Below are 16,175 nucleotides of genomic sequence, written 5' to 3' on the forward strand. Positions count from 1 at the left end.
TCCATGCGCCTGATCCGCATGCTGCTGCTGGCCGCACTGGCCTGCAGCCCCGTATTTGCCCATGCCGACGACGAGGCCGCGGTCAAGCGCCTGACCGGTCTGCTCGATCAGGCCCAGACCCTGAGCGGGCGCTTCTCCCAGCTGACCCTGGACGGTTCCGGTACCCAGTTGCAGGAGACTTCCGGCCAGCTGGCGCTGCAGCGCCCGGGCCTGTTCCGCTGGCACACCGACGCACCGCAGGAGCAGCTGCTGGTATCCAACGGGCAGAAGGTCTGGCTGTACGATCCGGACCTGATGCAGGTCACCGTGCAGACCCTCGATCAGCGCCTGACCCACACCCCGGCGCTGCTGCTGTCCGGCGATGTGTCGAAGATCCGCGAGAACTTCGACATCACCTTCAAGGAAGGTGGCGACGTGGTCGATTTCATCCTCAAGCCCAAGGCCAAGGACAGCCTGTTCGACAACCTGCGCCTGTCCTTCCGCAAGGGCATGATCAACGACATGCAGCTGATCGACAGCATCGGCCAGCGCACCAACATCCTGTTCCTCGGCGTGAAGATGAACGAGAAACTGGATGCCGGTCTGTTCGACTTCCAGGTGCCCGAGGGCGCCGACGTCATCCAGGAATAACGAGGCCGCTCACCGCCGTGGACCTGTTCCGCTCCACCCCCGTCGCCCAGCCCCTGGCCGCGCGCCTGCGCGCCACCAGCCTGGACGAGTATGTCGGACAGGAGCACGTTCTAGGCCAGGGCAAGCCGCTGCGCGAGGCGCTGGAGCAGGGCGCCCTGCACTCGATGATCTTCTGGGGGCCGCCCGGGGTCGGCAAGACCACCCTGGCCAGGCTGCTGGCGCAGGTGTCCGACGCGCACTTCGAGACGATTTCCGCCGTGCTGTCCGGGGTCAAGGAAATCCGCCAGGCAGTCGAGGTGGCCAAGCAGCAGGCCGCCCAGTACGGCCGGCGCACCATCCTCTTCGTCGACGAGGTGCACCGCTTCAACAAGAGCCAGCAGGACGCCTTCCTGCCTTATGTCGAAGACGGCACGCTGATCTTCATCGGCGCCACCACCGAGAATCCGTCCTTCGAGCTGAACAATGCGCTGCTGTCCCGCGCCCGCGTGTATGTGCTGAAGAGCCTGGACGAGGCGGCCATGCGCAAGCTGGTGGCGCGCGCGCTGGGGGAGGAAAAGGGCCTGGGCAAGCGCAACCTGGCGCTGCCCGAGGAGAGCTTCCAGATTCTCCTGGCCGCCGCCGATGGCGATGGCCGGCGCCTGCTCAACCTGCTGGAGAATGCCGCCGACCTGGCCGAAGACGGCGGCGAGATGGGCCCGGAGCTGCTGCACAACCTGCTGGGCGACAGCCGCCGGCGTTTCGACAAGGGTGGCGAGGCCTTCTACGACCAGATTTCCGCGCTGCACAAATCGGTGCGCGGCTCCAACCCGGACGCCGCCCTGTACTGGTATGCGCGCATGCTCGACGGCGGCTGCGACCCGCTGTACCTGGCCCGGCGCGTGGTGCGCATGGCCAGCGAGGACATCGGCAACGCCGATCCGCGGGCCCTGACCCTCTGCCTCAACGCCTGGGATGTGCAGGAGCGCCTCGGCAGTCCCGAGGGTGAGCTGGCGGTGGCACAGGCCATCGTCTACCTGGCCTGTGCGCCGAAGAGCAATGCGGTGTACATGGGCTTCAAGGCGGCCATGCGCGAGGCGGCCGAGCACGGTTCGCTGGAAGTGCCGCTGCACCTGCGCAACGCACCGACCAGGCTGATGAAGGAGCTGGGCTACGGCGAAGAGTACCGCTACGCCCACGACGAGCCGGACGCCTATGCCGCCGGTGAGGACTATTTCCCCGGGGAACTGCAGCCGCGGCGCTACTACGAACCGGTGCCGCGCGGGCTGGAACTGAAGATTCGCGAAAAGCTCGAGCGCCTGGCCCAGCTGGACCGGCAGAGCCCGAGGAGACGTCGCCCATGATGCAGGTCGTACTGGCCGTGGCCGCCGGCGGTGCCGCCGGCTCCGTACTGCGTTTCCTCACCAGCGCCTGGGTGGTCGCGCACTGGCCGCGGCATTACTACCTGGCGACCCTGGCGGTGAACCTGGTCGGCTGCTTTCTGATTGGTCTTCTCTCGGCGCTGTTCCTGGCCCGGACCGACCTGCCCTTGGCACTGCGCACCGGACTGATCACGGGCGTGCTCGGCGGGTTGACCACCTTCTCCAGCTTCAGCCTGGAAGTGCTGCGGCTGTTCGAGAACGGCCAGCCGGGCGTGGCCATCGCCTATCTGCTGAGCAGTCTGCTCGGTGGTTTGCTGGCGGCCTGGGGCGGGATGCTGCTGGTGCGCTGAACTAGCGCCTGCGCTTCGTCGGCCCAGGCATGTGAGCTACTGAGTCGGTTACGGGCAAAAGGGCTCGGCTTGGCGCGCCGAAGTCCGTAAACTTCGCCACATTCAAGACCGACTCAGCGTCGGCGTTCATCTGCTTGTTGGGACCTACACCATGCTCGATTCCAAACTCGTTCGCAGCCAGCTCGAAGAAGTCGCGGCGCGCCTCGCCACTCGTGGCTTCCAGCTGGACGTCGCGCGCTTCGAAGCCCTCGAAGCCCAGCGCAAGGCGGTGCAGATGCGCACCGAACAGCTGCAGGCCGAGCGCAACAGTCGCTCCAAGGCCATCGGCCAGGCCAAGGCGCGTGGCGAGGACATCGCTCCGCTGCTGGCAGAAGTCGACCAGATGGGCAGCGACCTGGATGCTGGCAAGCGCGAGCTGGACGCCATCCAGACCGAGCTGGACAACCTGCTGCTGAACATCCCCAACCTGCCGCACGAGTCGGTGCCGGTGGGCGAGGATGAAGACGGCAACGTCGAGGTGGCGCGCTGGGGGACTCCGCGCAGCTTCGACTTCGCGATCAAGGATCACGTCGCCCTGGGTGAGCAGCACGGCTGGCTGGACTTCGAGACCGCCGCCAAGCTCTCCGGTGCGCGTTTCGCCCTGCTGCGCGGCCCCATCGCCCGCCTGCACCGCGCCCTCGCGCAGTTCATGATCAACCTGCACACCGGCGAGCACGGCTATGAAGAAGCCTACACCCCCTACCTGGTGCAGGCTCCGGCGCTGCAGGGCACCGGCCAGCTGCCGAAGTTCGAGGAAGACCTGTTCAAGATCAGCCGCGAGGGCGAGGCGGACTTCTACCTGATCCCGACCGCCGAGGTGTCGCTGACCAACATCGTCTCCGGCGAAATCCTCGACGCCAAGCAGCTGCCGCTGAAGTTCGTCGCACATACCCCGTGCTTCCGCAGCGAGGCGGGCGCCTCCGGGCGTGACACCCGTGGCATGATCCGCCAGCACCAGTTCGACAAGGTCGAGATGGTGCAGATCGTCGAGCCGAGCAAGTCTTTCGAGGCGCTGGAAGGCATGACCGCCAACGCCGAGCGCGTGTTGCAGCTGCTCGAGTTGCCGTACCGCAAGCTGGCCCTGTGCACCGGCGACATGGGCTTCTCCGCGGTGAAGACCTACGACCTGGAAGTCTGGGTGCCGAGCCAGGACAAGTACCGCGAGATTTCCTCCTGCTCCAACTGCGGCGACTTCCAGGCCCGCCGCATGCAGGCGCGCTACCGCAACCCGGAAACCGGCAAGCCGGAGCTGGTGCACACCCTCAACGGCTCCGGCCTGGCGGTGGGCCGCACCCTGGTGGCGGTGCTGGAAAACTACCAGCAGGCCGACGGCAGCATCCGCGTGCCGGAAGTGCTCAAGCCCTACATGGGCGGCATCGAGGTGATCGGCTAAGCCGATAGCACATGCACAATGGCGGGGTGGCGATGGCCACCCCGTTTTTTTACCTCGGGAGAGGCTGAGTCATGGATTTCCTTCCGCTGTTCCACAAACTGCAAGGTCGTGTCGTACTGGTCGTCGGCGGCGGCGAGGTCGCGCTGCGCAAGGCGCGCCTGCTGAGCGACGCCGGCGGCCAGTTGCGTGTGGTGGCGCCGGAGGTGCGAGGCGAGCTCACCGCGCTGGCCGGCGAAGGCCGTGTGCATCTGCGCGGCTATGACAGCGCCGACCTGCAGGGCGTGGCGCTGGTGATCGCCGCCACTGATGACGAGCCGCTCAACGCGCGCATCTCGGCCGAGGCACAGGCGCTGGGCATTCCGGTCAATGTGGTGGACGCGCCGGCACTGTGCAGCGTGATCTTCCCGGCCATCGTCGACCGCTCGCCGCTGATCGTTGCGGTGACCAGCGGCGGCGACGCGCCGGTACTGGCGCGACTGATCCGCGCCAAGATCGAGACCTGGATCCCGTCTACCTATGGCCAGCTGGCCAGCCTGGCGAAGAAGTTTCGCGAGCGGGTCAAGCAGCTGTTCCCCGACGTGCAGCAGCGCCGGGTGTTCTGGGAAGACGTGTTCCAGGGGCAGATCGCCGAGAGCGTGTTCGCCGGCAAGCTGGGTGAGGGCGAGCGCCTGCTTGAGGCCAAGATCGCCGGCGCCGCGCCGCGTGCGCTGGGCGAGGTGTACCTGGTCGGCGCCGGCCCGGGTGACCCCGACCTGCTGACCTTCCGCGCTTTGCGCCTGATGCAGCAGGCCGACGTGGTGCTTTACGACCGCCTGGTGGCCCCGGCCATCATCGAGCTGTGCCGCCGCGATGCCGAGCGCATCTACGTCGGCAAGCGCCGCGCCGAGCATGCGGTGCCGCAGGAGGAGATCAACCAGCTGCTGGTCGACCTGGCTAAGCAGGGCAAGCGCGTGCTGCGCCTGAAAGGCGGCGACCCCTTCATCTTCGGTCGTGGTGGCGAGGAGATCGAGCAGCTGGCCGCCGAGGGCATTCCGTTCCAGGTGGTGCCGGGCATCACTGCGGCATCCGGTTGCGCGGCCTACGCCGGCATCCCGCTGACCCACCGCGACCATGCCCAGTCGGTGCGTTTCGTCACCGGCCACCTCAAGGACGGCAGCACCGACTTGCCCTGGACCGATCTGGTCGCGCCCGGGCAGACCCTGGTGTTCTACATGGGCCTGGTCGGCCTGCCGCAGATCTGCCAGGCCCTGATCGACCACGGGCGGGCTGCCGACACCCCGGCGGCACTGGTGCAGCAGGGCACCACGCAGAATCAGCGTGTGTTCACCGGCACCCTGGCCAACCTGCCGCAGCTGGTGGCCGAGCATGAGGTGCATGCGCCGACCCTGGTCATCGTCGGCGAGGTAGTGACCCTGCGCGAGAAGCTGGCCTGGTTCGACAAGGGCTGAGAGCTAGCGGCGCGCCTGCCAGATCGCTTCGGCGCGGGCGAACGCCGCTTCGCGCGGCTCGCCCAGGCCGCGCAGGGCCAGGGCCAGGGTGCTGAGCACGGCCAGGCGGCCGTAGCTGTCCTCCACCTCGCCGCGCCAGAAGGCGAGCAGGTGCTGCGGGTCCAGGCTGTCCGGCTTGACGTGGCGCTGCGCCGACAGCGCCGGCCATTCCTCGTCCCAGTTCGCGCCGTTCTCGGTGCCGTACAGGTGGCAGATACCGTCCGGGTTGACCTCGATCTCGCCGCCTTCGCCCTTGATCACGATGGCGTGATCGCCGAGCAGCCGGCTGGCCTCGCGGTGCACCGCCTGGTAGCCGGGATGGAAGATGCTCTGCAGGCCGACCCGCGCCCCCAGCGGGTTGAGGAGACGCGCCAGCGAGTGGATCGGCGAGCGCAGGCCGAGGATGTTGCGCAGATCGATCATCCGCTGCAGCTGCGGAGCCCAGGCGCCCAGCGGGATGAAGGCCAGGCGGTGCTCATCCAGTGCCTCGCCGACCTCGTTCCAGTCGCCGCACAGCGGAATCTCCAGCGTCTGCAGCAGCTGTTCGCTGTACAGGCGGCCGGCGGTATGGGCGCCACCGCCGTGGATCAGGATGCGCACGCCGCTGGCCGCCAGGGCCTTGATCGCCAGCAGGTACCAGGGCAGGTGGCGCTTCTTGCCGGCATAGGTGGGCCAGTCGACATCCACGGCGATCGGCGGCGCCTGCAGGCGCGCGCGGAGCGCTTCGGTGAAGCCGGCCAGCTCCTCGGCGCTTTCCTCCTTGTGCCGCAGCAGCATGAGGAAGGCGCCCAGCTGGGTGTCCTCGACCTTGCCGTCGAGCAGCATGCTCATGGCCTCGCGGGCTTCCTCGCGGGTCATGCTGCGCGCGCCGCGCTTGCCCTTGCCGAGGATGCGCACGAACTGGGCGAAGGGGTGTTCCGGCGGGGTGACGAGGTTCATAGGCAGTTCGTGGGCTTCGGCAGGCCGGCCAACTTGGCGGCGAGTTTGGCGGGAGTACCCTTGAACAGGCGGTTGAGGTGCAGGCTGTTGCCCTTGTCCGGGCCCAGTTTGAGGGCGACGTACTTGATCAGCGGACGGGTCGCCGGCGACAGCTGGAACTCGGCGTAGAAGCCACGCAGCAGTTCGAGGATTTCCCAGTGCTCGGTGGTCAGTTCCAGCTCCTCCCGCTGAGCCAGGGCTTCGGCGGCGGCGGGCGACCAGTCGGCCAGCTCCACCAGGTAGCCGTCCTTGTCCAGGGCGATCTCGCGCCCGTCGATGCGCAGTGCTGTCATAGCCAGCTGTTGACCTTGGCGTAGCGGCCACAGAGTTCGACGAAGGTCGGGTAGTCGATGGCCTGGGCGCAGGCAGGGGCGCTCAGGGCGCGGGCCTGCAGGTCCTCTTCCAGTGCGTACAGGGTGATGCCGGCAGGCATCAGCTCCAGTGCCTGCAGCTGGGCGGTGCCGGGTTGCAGGGCGTAGACCGCATCGCCGCTCAGCAGCAGGCCATCGTTGGGGCCGAGCAGGCGCAGGCAGCTGCTCAGGCGGCTGTCGCTGAAGGGGGAATGGGAGAGCAGGTGCAGGGTCGCCATCAGATTGTTACCACATGGTCGAAACGGTCGAGCAGCAAGGTCAGGGCGGCATCGTCCAGCGCCTGTGCCGGCAGTGCCAGCTGCGCTTCACCCAGGCCGCGTTCGCTCAGGCTGCGGGCGGAGACATACAGGTCCTCCACGCCGAACAGCGGCAGGGCCTGCAGGTTGGCGGCCAGGTCCTTCTGCTGCAGCGCAGCGGGTTGCTGGCCGGCGACCAGCTGGAACACGCCGTCGTCGAGGAACAGCATGGCCAGCGGCAGGTCGAAGGCGCCGCCGGCCAGAGCGATGTCCAGTGCCTCGCGGGCGGCGGGGCCGGCCCAGGGCGCCTGGCGGCTGATGATCAGCATCGACTTGCCCATCACTGACCTCCGAAGCAGAGCAGGCGGTCTGCGGTTTGCGCCGCCTCGTGCAGTTGGCCGAGGCCGGACAGCTCCCAGGGGGCAGCGAGGTTGGCGGCCGGCTTGCCGTAGCGCTGTGCCTCCTCTTCATTGAGCACCCCACGGCGCAGCGCGGCGGCGATACAGACCACGGCGTCCAGCTGATGCTGCTGCACGAATTCGCGCCATTCACTTGGCAGGTCGAGTTCGTCCTGCGGGCTCACCACATTGCCGGAAGCGCTGTGCACTCCATCCTGATAGAAGAACAGGCGAACGATCTCGTGGCCGCCGTCCAGCGCCGCCTGGGCGAAGCGCAGGGCGCGGCGCGAGGAGGGCGCATGGCCGGGGGCGAACAGGGCGATGGCGAACTTCATGGTGGATCTGCGGTTGTTGCGATGGCGCCATGATAAACGCCGGGGCATGAAAAAGCCCGCCGAAGCGGGCTCGTTCAGGGCTTTGGCGAATCAGTCGTCGCTGCCCATGATGCCGAACAGCTGCAGCAGGCTGACGAACAGGTTGTAGATCGACACGTACAGGCCGATGGTGGCCATCACGTAGTTGCGTTCGCCGCCGTGGATGATGGCGCTGGTTTCGTAGAGGATGCAGGCCGAGGCGAACAGCACGAAGCCGGCGCTGATGGCCAGGTGCAGGCCGCTGATGTCGAACAGCCAGGCCACCAGCATGGCGCCCAGCAGGACGAAGCAGCCGGCGGTGATGAAGCCGCCGAGGAAGCTCATGTCCTTGCGGGTGGTCAGCACGTAGGCGGACAGGCCGAAGAACACCAGGGCGGTCATGCCCAGGGCGCTGGTGATCACTTCGCTACCGTTGGCCATGCCCAGGTAGCGGTTGAGGATCGGGCCCAGCACGTAGCCCATGAAGCCGGTCAGGGCGAAGGTGCTGAGCAGGCCCCAGCCGCTGTTGCGCAGCTTGGCGGTGAGGAAGAACAGGCCGTAGAAGCCGATCAGGGTGACGATGAAGCCTGGATGCGGCAGATTCAGCTGGGCGCTGAAGAAGGCGCAGAGCGCACTGAACACGAGCGTCATGGCCAGCAGGCCATAGGTGTTGCGCAGAACCTTGCTGACTTCCAACTGGTCCGCCTGCGCATGGGCGAGTGCGTAGTCTTGTTCGTGCATGGCATCCCTCCTGAAGGGGTGAAAATCCGTGGTCAAGCCGATCATAACAGAGCGACCCTGGCTGCCAATGGGCAGAGTTTGACAGTGTGTTGCGTTCCGGTAGTATGGCGGCCCGCGAATGCGGAGGTGTGGCCGAGTGGTTTAAGGCAGCGGTCTTGAAAACCGCCGATGGGCAACTATCCGTGAGTTCGAATCTCACCGCCTCCGCCATCTTCTCGACCTTGGTAAGCCGCCAAGCACAGCTTTCTGACGTTTGCTTTCTGACGGAATTGCGCCAAGCTAGGTTCGTTGACTGCAGGGTAGCGGCAGTTGTGTGCAGCGAGGTGTCGCTTGATTAAGGTGCTGGTGGTCGACGACCACGATCTGGTTCGAACGGGCATTACCCGCATGTTGGCCGATATCGATGGCCTGCAGGTCATCGGCCAGGCCGATTGCGGCGAGGAAGCCCTCAAGAAAGTCCGCGAGCTACACCCCGATGTGGTCCTGATGGACGTCAAGATGCCTGGCATCGGCGGTCTCGAAGCCACCCGCAAGCTGCTGCGCAGCTATCCCGACCTCAAGGTGATCGCCGTCACCGCCTGCGAGGATGACCTGTTCCCCACCCGCCTGCTGCAGGCCGGCGCCGCCGGTTACCTGACCAAGGGCGCGGCGCTGGAGGAGATGGTCCAGGCCATCCGCATGGCCTTCGCCGGCCAGCGTTACCTGAGCCCGCAGATCGCCCAGCAGCTGGCGCTGAAATCCTTCCAGCCGAACAGTGGCGGTTCGCCCTTCGATCTGCTGTCCGAGCGCGAGATCCAGATTGCCCTGATGATTGCCAACTGCCAGAAGGTACAGACCATCTCCGACAAGCTGTGCCTGTCGCCGAAGACGGTGAACACCTACCGCTACCGCATCTACGAGAAGCTGTCGATCAACAGCGATGTGGAGCTGGCGCTGCTGGCCGTGCGCCACGGCATGGTCGACGCCGTCAGCTGAGAGTCTTAGGCAAGCCAGTGAAGAGGACGTAAACTGCGTCCTCTTCGTCTTTTCAGTCTGCGACTTCGATGACCGCCACGCCTTTCGATCCGAGCGCCTTCCTCGCCACCTGCAGCGGCAGACCCGGTGTGTACCGCATGCTCGACGAGACGGGCAGGCTGCTCTACGTCGGCAAGGCGTCCAACCTGAAGAAGCGCCTGGCCAGCTACTTTCGCAAGACCGGCCTGGCACCCAAGACCGCCGCCCTGGTGGCGCGCATCGCCCAGGTTGAGACCACGATCGTGGCCAACGAGACCGAGGCGCTGCTGCTGGAGCAGACGCTGATCAAGCAGTGGCGCCCGCCCTACAACATCCTGTTGCGTGACGATAAGTCCTACCCCTACGTGCTGCTGTCCGATGGCGACTTCCCGCGCCTGGGCATCCATCGCGGGGCCAAGTCGGCGAAGGGGCGCTACTTCGGCCCCTATCCCAGTGCCGGCGCGATCCGCGAGAGCCTGGCGCTGCTGCAGAAGACCTTCCTGGTGCGCCAGTGCGAGGACAGTTACTTCAAGAACCGCACCCGGCCCTGCCTGCAGTACCAGATCAAGCGCTGCAAGGCGCCCTGCGTCGGCCTGGTGGAGCCGGCCGAGTACGCCGAGGACGTGCGCCATTCGGTGATGTTCCTCGAGGGGCGCAGCAGTGCGCTGACGGACGAGCTGTCCGCGGCGATGGAGAAGGCGGCGCAGGCCCTGGAGTTCGAACGTGCCGCCGAGCTGCGCGACCAGATCGCCCAGCTGCGCCGGGTGCAGGACCAGCAGAGCATGGAAGGCGGCAGCGGCGACGTCGACGTGGTGGCCGCCATCGTCAATCCGGGTGGCGCCTGCGTGCACCTGATAGGCGTGCGCGGCGGGCGAGTGCTGGGCAGCAAGAACTTCTTCCCGCAGGTGGGTATCGAGGAGGAGGGCGGCGCCGTGCTGTCCGCATTCCTTGCCCAGTACTACCTGTCCAGCCACGAACGCGACCTGCCGGGTGAGCTGATCGTCAATGTCACTCACGAGGACCTGCCGACGGTGGCTGCCGCGATTGCCGAGCTTCGCGGGCGCGAGCTGACCATCAGCCACCGCGTGCGCGGTACCCGGGCGCGCTGGCAGCAGCTGGCGGTGACCAATGCCGAACAGGCGCTGGGCGCGCGCCTGGCCGATCGCAAGCAGGTGGCCGCTCGCTTCGAGGCCCTGGCCGAGGCGCTGGACCTGGACGAGGCGCCGCAACGCCTGGAGTGCTACGACATCAGCCACTCCAGTGGCGAGGCCACCGTGGCCTCCTGCGTGGTGTTCGGTCCGGAGGGGCCGCTGAAGTCCGACTACCGCCGCTACAACATCGAGGGTGTCACCGCCGGCGACGACTACGCGGCGATGCGCCAGGCGCTGACCCGGCGCTTCGGCAAGCTCAAGGATGGCGAAGGCAAGCTGCCGGACGTGCTGCTGGTGGACGGTGGCAAGGGCCAGCTGGCCATGGCATGCGAAGTGCTGGAGGAGCTGGCGGTGCCGGAGCTGATCCTGCTCGGCGTGGCCAAGGGCGTGACCCGCAAGCCAGGCCTGGAAACCCTCTATCTCAACGATGCCGATCACGAATTCACCCTGCCCGGCGACTCGCCGGCCCTGCACCTGATCCAGCAGATCCGCGACGAGGCGCACCGCTTCGCCATCACCGGGCACCGCGCGCGACGAGGCAAGGCGCGGCGCACCTCGAGCCTGGAGGATGTCGCCGGCATCGGTCCCAAGCGCCGGCGCGAGCTGCTCAAGCACTTCGGCGGGCTGCAGGAACTCAACCGCGCCAGCGTCGAGGAGATCGCCAAGGCGCCGGGCATTAGCAAAAAGCTCGCCGAGTCGATTTATGCCGCCTTGCACAGCGAGTAGAATGCGCGCTCAACTCGCTGGCCAGTGGTCCCGATGAACATCCCCAACCTGCTCACCGTACTGCGCGTCGCCCTGATTCCGGTCTTCATCCTGTTCTTCTATCTGCCGTTCGCCTGGAGCTACTGGGCGGCCAGCGCGGTGTTCGCCCTGGCGGCAGTGACCGACTGGTTCGACGGCTACCTGGCCCGGCGCTGGGAGCAAAGCACGCCGTTCGGCGCCTTCCTCGACCCGGTGGCGGACAAGCTGATGGTGGCCGTGGCGCTGGTGCTGCTGGTGGAGGAGCACGCCAACCTGTGGCTGAGCCTGCCTGCGGTGATCATCATCGGCCGTGAGATCGTGGTTTCCGCGCTGCGCGAGTGGATGGCCGAGCTGGGCGCGCGGGCGCACGTGGCCGTGTCCAATCTGGGCAAGTGGAAGACTGCCGCGCAGATGGTGGCGCTGATCATCCTGCTGGGTAATCCGCCGCAACTGACCGTCTGGGTCGGCCTCGGTTACGTCCTGCTGATCGTGGCGGCGGCACTCACCCTGTGGTCCATGCTGCAATACCTGCTGGCTGCCTGGCCGCACCTCAGCATCGATGCCGAGAAGAAATAAAGTATTTTTGAATCAAGGGGTTGACGAGGCGTTTCGAATCTATAGAATGGCGCCCGTCACCAAGACGCGGGAATAGCTCAGTTGGTAGAGCACGACCTTGCCAAGGTCGGGGTCGCGAGTTCGAGTCTCGTTTCCCGCTCCAGATTGTTGACGTTGACGCCGCGGTAAGCGGCGTCTTCGTTTGAGGCCGGGTGGCAGAGTGGTCATGCAGCGGATTGCAAATCCGTGTACGCCGGTTCGATTCCGACCTCGGCCTCCACTACAAGTAAAGCCCCGTAGATCGTTGATCTACGGGGCTTTTTCTTTACCTTGCCGGGTTGGCGCGGGCTGTATATAGTCCAGCCCTCGCTTCACCGCGCTACCGCCCGAATGGCGAAATCGGTAGACGCAGGGGACTTAAAATCCCTCGCCAGCAATGGCATGCCGGTTCGAGTCCGGCTTCGGGCACCATCTGCACAGCTTTCCCTCCTTGCGACCTCCTATAATCGGGCCTACGGCACAAGGAGTCCGCATGCTTTCCGACAAGGCTTACCTGCCGCACCTGCTGGCGGCGCTGTGGTTCCTGGGGTGCTGGCTGGGCTATGCCCGCTATGCGATCTGGAAGGGGCGCGACACGGCCTGCCTGGCCAGTGTGATGCATCTGTACCGCGAGGACTGGATGCGCCGCATGCTGCTACGGGAAAACCGCATCGCCGACGCCAGCGTGATCGGTAACCTCGAGCGCAATGCCTCGTTCTTCGCCTCCAGTACCCTGATCATCCTGGCCGGTGTGCTTACCGTGCTGGGTGCTTCGGATCGAGCGGTGTCGCTGCTGCAGGACCTGCCGTTGGTGCAGGCCGCCAGTCGCGAGCTGTCCGAGCTCAAGCTGATCTGCCTGGCGATGGTGTTCGTCTATGCCTTCTTCACCTTCAGCTGGTGCATGCGCCAGTACAACTTCGCCTCGGTGCTGATCGGCTCGGCGCCGCTGGTGGCCGAGCGCGGCCTGTCCGAGCCGCAACGCGAGGCCTATGCGGTGCGCACTGCGCGAGTGATCTCGATGGCGGTCAATCAGTTCAACCTGGGCTTGCGTTCCTATTACTTCGGCATGGCGACCCTGGGCTGGTTCATCCACCCCTGGTTCTTCATGCTGCTCAGCGCCGGTGTGGTGCTGGTGCTGTATCACCGCGAGTTCCATTCCGATGTCCTGAAAGTGATGGTCCATACCCAGACCACCGGCACGCCGACCAAGGAGAAAAACCCATGACATTGCCACTGTGGTGCCTGTTCATCAGCGCGATACTGATCTTTCTGGCCAAGATCCCGGTGGCCAAGGCCATGGCCGAGGAGGGCGGCGGGCGCTACGACAACCACCACCCGCGGGCCCAGCAGGCACGCCTGACGGGCTTTGGTGCGCGCGCTCTGGCAGCGCATCAGAACAGTTTCGAGGCCTTCCCGCTGTTCGCCGCCGGCGTGCTGGTGGCGCATGTGACCCAGAGCCAGGGGGCGCTGGTGGACGGGGCGGCGCTGCTGTTCGTGCTCGCCCGGGTGCTCTATGTGGTGCTGTACTGGGTCGATCTGGCCTGGCAGCGCAGCCTGGTGTGGGTGGTGGGGCTGGCCTGCAGCCTTCTGCTGATGCTCAGCCCGGCGTTGGCCTGAACGGCAGGAGGCCCGCATCTGCGGGCCTCCTGGTCTCACTGGGCGTCGATCGCGTCCTTGGCCTCGTCGCCGGCTTCCTGGATGGCGTCCGCCGCGTCGTCGGCGGCTTCCTCGACCTTCTCGCCGACGGTGGGCTCCTTGCCCAGCGCTTCGTTGGTCTTCTGCTCGATGGCCTCGCCAGTGTCCTTGGCGGCTTCGCCGAGGGACTCCATGGCCTCGGAGACATTCTCCTTGGCCGATTCCACCTTGTCTTCCGAGGACTGCTCGCAAGCGGTCAGACCCAGCATGGCGGCCAGCAGCAGGGCATAGGTAAAGGGTTTGCTCATGTCGTCTCTCCTTTGGTGACGGGACTATCCTCAATCCGGCAATTGGAGGGCGACGGACCGGCCAAAGTTCCGCCGCATCCGGCCAAGCGTGCGTCGCATCACATCCCGTGCGCTGTGTCGCGCGGCGGCCGAGGGGGTATCATGCGCGCCTTTTGCAACATCGCCGGGAACTGCAGTCATGAGCGATAACCCTGTTCTAGAGCGCGCCGAGCGCTTTCTTTCGGCCCTGCGCCATTGCCAGGTGCTGGGTCTTAGCGTGCACGAGGCCAAGCCCGCAGGCCTGACCCTGCGCCTGCCGTACAGCACCCAGATCATCGGCAATCCGGAAACCGGGGTGATCCACGGCGGCGCCATCACCACCCTGATGGACACCACCTGCGGCATCTCCACCGTCTGCGTGCTGCCGGAGTTCGAGATCTGCCCGACCCTCGACCTGCGCATCGACTACATGCGCCCGGCCCAGCCGCACAAGGACGTCTTCGGCTTCGCCGAATGCTACCGGGTCACCGAGAACATCATCTTTACCCGCGGCTATGCCTATCAGGACAACCCGGACGAGCCGATCGCCCATGTGGTCGGTGCCTTCATGCGCATGGGCAAGGGCGCCCAGGGCGACAAGGAGCTCAAACGCAATATCCAGGGAGGTGCCTGATGGCCGCGCTCAACCTCAATACCCTGGTGCGCCAGGCCCATGAGAAGAACGACTACGACGCGCTGATCAGCCTGATCCCCTACGCCAAGCTGATCGGCATCGAGTGCCTGCGCCTGGGCGACGACATGGTGTTCCGCCTGCCGGCGAGCAAGGACAACATCGGCAACCCGATCCTGCCGGCGCTGCACGGCGGGGTCATCGCCGGTTTCATGGAACATGCGGCCATGCTGCACCTGCTGATGTTCATGGGCATCCCGCATTTGCCGAAAATCATCGACTTCTCGATAGATTACCTGCGCGCCGGTCATTATCGTGACACCTACGCCCAGTGCCAGGTGTGGCGCCAGGGCCGGCGGGTGGCCAACGTCGCCATCACGGCCTGGCAGACCAGCCAGAGCGAGCCCATCGCCACGGCACGCGCCCACTTCAAGGTCGACGAACCCTGAGTGAGTGGCGGGGCGCAGCATAAGAACAGAACAAGGAATCCTCAATGGATGCGTTGCTGATCCTCGGCGGCCTGCTGCTGATCCTCGTCGGCCTGGTCTGGCTGGTGATGCGGGCCTTCTCCACCAGCCTGCTGTGGGGCTGGGGCAGTCTGATACCGCCGCTCACCCTGGTCTACGTGCTGCGCCACTGGCGCATGGCGCGCCAGGCCGTGGTGCTCATGGCCCTGGGCTGCATCCCGCTGGTGGTGGGCATGGTGCTGATGGCCAACCGGGATGCCGCGCGCCTGGAGGCCATCCTCAGCCTGCGTTGGCTCAAGGAGGCGCCCAAGGCCCCGGCCGAGCTGGATATCCGCCTGCATGGCGAGCTCAACGGCCAACCGTTCAAGCCGCAGTATGCCGAGCTGATCGACGGCGTGCTGAGCCTGCGCGAAGGCGAGGATTTCTTCGCCCGCCGCGAGGTGACCATCCGCCTGCCGCAGGCGCAGAAGGCCCCGGTGCAGCTGGATGTGCTGCCGGAAGACGAGGGCGCGCTGCCGGAGGTGGAGATCAGCTGGCTGCTGCCCGAGCAGGACCTGCCGGAGGCACGTCGCCTGAGCCAGGGCTATACCCTGCACCTGGACCTGCAGGCCCTGCCGCCGAACAAGCTGCAGGGCGACTTCCACCTGGTCCTGCCGCCGTCCTTCAAGACCAGCCTGAGTGGGCGCCTGGAGCTGTTCGCCGACCGCCTGCGCTACCGGGACGGTCGCCTCGATACCCGCTTCGATTCCCGCGAGACCCTGGCCAAGGTCATCGACGACCACCTGCAGCGTCGCTTCGCCACCCGCCTGGTGCAGCTGGCCGAGTTGCCGGACGTGACCTTCCCGGCCAGTGAGCTGCCGCTGCAGGTGCAGGCCAGGATCAACGGCGCCGAGCAGAGCCTGGCGCTGGTGCTGGAGAAAGGCCCGCGTGGCTGGCAGGTGCGCGATGATCGCTACCCCGAGCTGGCGGCCCAGGAGGCGCGTGCCGAAACGGTGGTCCAGGCCGAGGAGCCGGAACAAGCCCCGCAGGCCAGCGCCCGGGCACCCCTGGATCGCCGCCTGCGTTTCTCCCTGGCACGCCTGCAGCGCAACCCGGAACAGTACCGGCAACTGCTGATGCGTGTGAGCAAGGCCAGCGGCGGCACCCTGGAGGGGCGCTTCGTCGGTCTCGACGGCGATGGCAGCATCCGCCTCAGCCAGCAGCTGGGCAGCGGCGCCGGCCAGGCCAGCTTCAGCTTCAAGCCGGAAGAGATCGAGCGCATCGAGCTGTTGCAGCCCTGATTCGGGCAAGGTCTTGAAAT

General features: G+C 66.3%; 20 protein-coding genes and 4 tRNA genes. 17 read left to right on the forward strand and 7 right to left on the reverse strand.

Annotated features, from left to right (window positions below; translation table 11 throughout):
* Window positions 1-3: 3 nt before the first annotated feature.
* The 5 genes from lolA (at window position 4) to cysG (ending at window position 5,218) form a co-directional block, all read left to right on the forward strand.
* Window positions 4-630 carry an outer membrane lipoprotein periplasmic chaperone LolA gene (gene lolA / locus DMO17_RS16690; protein ID WP_110683609.1) on the forward strand — a complete coding sequence of 209 codons (627 nt, stop codon included), beginning with the start codon at window positions 4-6 and terminating at the stop codon, window positions 628-630.
* A gap of 17 nt (window positions 631-647) precedes the next feature.
* The gene (locus DMO17_RS16695; RefSeq protein WP_110683610.1) at window positions 648-1,970 is read left to right on the forward strand and encodes a replication-associated recombination protein A; all 1,323 of its coding nucleotides are present in this window, start codon (window positions 648-650) and stop codon (window positions 1,968-1,970) included.
* Entirely contained in the window at window positions 1,967-2,338 is a 372-nt protein-coding gene (gene crcB, locus DMO17_RS16700) for a fluoride efflux transporter CrcB (RefSeq protein WP_110683611.1), read from the forward strand. Before DMO17_RS16695 ends, crcB begins: the two co-directional genes overlap by 4 nt.
* Window positions 2,339-2,489: 151 nt before the next feature.
* On the forward strand, window positions 2,490-3,770 hold the full coding sequence (gene serS, locus DMO17_RS16705; RefSeq protein WP_110683612.1) for a serine--tRNA ligase: 1,281 nt from the start codon (window positions 2,490-2,492) through the stop codon (window positions 3,768-3,770).
* 71 nt (window positions 3,771-3,841) lie between these two features.
* Window positions 3,842-5,218, forward strand: coding sequence for a siroheme synthase CysG (gene cysG / locus DMO17_RS16710; RefSeq protein WP_110683613.1), 1,377 nt, complete (start codon window positions 3,842-3,844; stop codon window positions 5,216-5,218).
* A gap of 3 nt (window positions 5,219-5,221) precedes the next feature.
* Here cysG and DMO17_RS16715 read toward each other — a convergent pair whose 3' ends face one another.
* From DMO17_RS16715 to DMO17_RS16740, 6 genes are all read right to left on the reverse strand, one after another.
* Entirely contained in the window at window positions 5,222-6,196 is a 975-nt protein-coding gene (locus DMO17_RS16715) for a glycosyl transferase family protein (protein WP_110683614.1), read from the reverse strand.
* Complete coding sequence (locus DMO17_RS16720) at window positions 6,193-6,528, reverse strand: TusE/DsrC/DsvC family sulfur relay protein (RefSeq protein ID WP_110683615.1); 336 nt, start codon at window positions 6,526-6,528, stop codon at window positions 6,193-6,195. Before DMO17_RS16720 ends, DMO17_RS16715 begins: the two co-directional genes overlap by 4 nt.
* Window positions 6,525-6,824, reverse strand: coding sequence for a sulfurtransferase complex subunit TusB (gene tusB / locus DMO17_RS16725; protein WP_110683616.1), 300 nt, complete (start codon window positions 6,822-6,824; stop codon window positions 6,525-6,527). The genes DMO17_RS16720 and tusB overlap by 4 nt, the downstream gene beginning before the upstream one ends.
* Complete coding sequence (gene tusC / locus DMO17_RS16730; RefSeq protein WP_110683617.1) at window positions 6,824-7,183, reverse strand: sulfurtransferase complex subunit TusC; 360 nt, start codon at window positions 7,181-7,183, stop codon at window positions 6,824-6,826. Before tusC ends, tusB begins: the two co-directional genes overlap by 1 nt.
* The gene (gene tusD / locus DMO17_RS16735; RefSeq protein WP_110683618.1) at window positions 7,183-7,575 is read right to left on the reverse strand and encodes a sulfurtransferase complex subunit TusD; all 393 of its coding nucleotides are present in this window, start codon (window positions 7,573-7,575) and stop codon (window positions 7,183-7,185) included. The genes tusC and tusD overlap by 1 nt, the downstream gene beginning before the upstream one ends.
* A gap of 90 nt (window positions 7,576-7,665) precedes the next feature.
* A complete protein-coding gene (locus DMO17_RS16740) occupies window positions 7,666-8,334 on the reverse strand; it encodes a Bax inhibitor-1/YccA family protein (RefSeq protein ID WP_110683619.1) in 669 nt (222 codons plus the stop codon).
* 122 nt (window positions 8,335-8,456) lie between these two features.
* Here DMO17_RS16740 and DMO17_RS16745 point away from each other — a divergent pair.
* The 9 genes from DMO17_RS16745 to DMO17_RS16785 all read left to right on the forward strand — a co-directional run bounded on the left by DMO17_RS16745 (window position 8,457) and on the right by DMO17_RS16785 (window position 13,433).
* Window positions 8,457-8,544: transfer RNA gene (locus DMO17_RS16745), tRNA-Ser, on the forward strand.
* Between the two features lie 120 nt (window positions 8,545-8,664).
* Window positions 8,665-9,309: a response regulator transcription factor GacA gene (gene gacA, locus DMO17_RS16750; RefSeq protein WP_110683620.1), complete on the forward strand. Its 645-nt coding sequence runs from the start codon at window positions 8,665-8,667 to the stop codon at window positions 9,307-9,309.
* Between the two features lie 68 nt (window positions 9,310-9,377).
* On the forward strand, window positions 9,378-11,204 hold the full coding sequence (uvrC, locus tag DMO17_RS16755) for an excinuclease ABC subunit UvrC (protein WP_110683621.1): 1,827 nt from the start codon (window positions 9,378-9,380) through the stop codon (window positions 11,202-11,204).
* 33 nt (window positions 11,205-11,237) lie between these two features.
* Window positions 11,238-11,798: a CDP-diacylglycerol--glycerol-3-phosphate 3-phosphatidyltransferase gene (pgsA, locus tag DMO17_RS16760; RefSeq protein ID WP_110683622.1), complete on the forward strand. Its 561-nt coding sequence runs from the start codon at window positions 11,238-11,240 to the stop codon at window positions 11,796-11,798.
* A 66-nt stretch (window positions 11,799-11,864) separates the two neighbouring features.
* Window positions 11,865-11,940: transfer RNA gene (locus DMO17_RS16765), tRNA-Gly, on the forward strand.
* Between the two features lie 43 nt (window positions 11,941-11,983).
* Window positions 11,984-12,057 (forward strand) — tRNA-Cys (locus DMO17_RS16770).
* Window positions 12,058-12,161: 104 nt separating this feature from the next.
* A tRNA-Leu gene (locus tag DMO17_RS16775) sits at window positions 12,162-12,248 on the forward strand.
* A 61-nt stretch (window positions 12,249-12,309) separates the two neighbouring features.
* Complete coding sequence (locus DMO17_RS16780) at window positions 12,310-13,041, forward strand: DUF599 domain-containing protein (protein ID WP_110683623.1); 732 nt, start codon at window positions 12,310-12,312, stop codon at window positions 13,039-13,041.
* Window positions 13,038-13,433 carry an MAPEG family protein gene (locus DMO17_RS16785; RefSeq protein WP_110683624.1) on the forward strand — a complete coding sequence of 132 codons (396 nt, stop codon included), beginning with the start codon at window positions 13,038-13,040 and terminating at the stop codon, window positions 13,431-13,433. Before DMO17_RS16780 ends, DMO17_RS16785 begins: the two co-directional genes overlap by 4 nt.
* 35 nt (window positions 13,434-13,468) lie before the next feature.
* On the opposite strand, the gene DMO17_RS16790 is transcribed toward DMO17_RS16785, so the two are convergent.
* Window positions 13,469-13,759: a hypothetical protein gene (locus tag DMO17_RS16790; protein ID WP_110683625.1), complete on the reverse strand. Its 291-nt coding sequence runs from the start codon at window positions 13,757-13,759 to the stop codon at window positions 13,469-13,471.
* A 178-nt stretch (window positions 13,760-13,937) separates the two neighbouring features.
* On the opposite strand from DMO17_RS16790, the gene DMO17_RS16795 reads away from it, so the two are divergent.
* The 3 genes from DMO17_RS16795 to DMO17_RS16805 are packed head-to-tail and all read left to right on the forward strand — an operon-like array spanning window position 13,938 to window position 16,155.
* A complete protein-coding gene (locus tag DMO17_RS16795) occupies window positions 13,938-14,411 on the forward strand; it encodes a PaaI family thioesterase (protein WP_110683626.1) in 474 nt (157 codons plus the stop codon).
* Window positions 14,411-14,857, forward strand: a complete 447-nt coding sequence (locus DMO17_RS16800; RefSeq protein WP_110683627.1) for a PaaI family thioesterase — start codon at window positions 14,411-14,413, stop codon at window positions 14,855-14,857. The genes DMO17_RS16795 and DMO17_RS16800 overlap by 1 nt, the downstream gene beginning before the upstream one ends.
* Window positions 14,858-14,901: 44 nt before the next feature.
* Window positions 14,902-16,155: an MFS transporter gene (locus DMO17_RS16805; protein WP_110683628.1), complete on the forward strand. Its 1,254-nt coding sequence runs from the start codon at window positions 14,902-14,904 to the stop codon at window positions 16,153-16,155.
* Window positions 16,156-16,175: the final 20 nt, after the last annotated feature.

Origin of the sequence: Aquipseudomonas alcaligenes, from assembly GCF_003205495.1 — a bacterium.
Classification (GTDB): domain Bacteria; phylum Pseudomonadota; class Gammaproteobacteria; order Pseudomonadales; family Pseudomonadaceae; genus Aquipseudomonas; species Aquipseudomonas alcaligenes_B.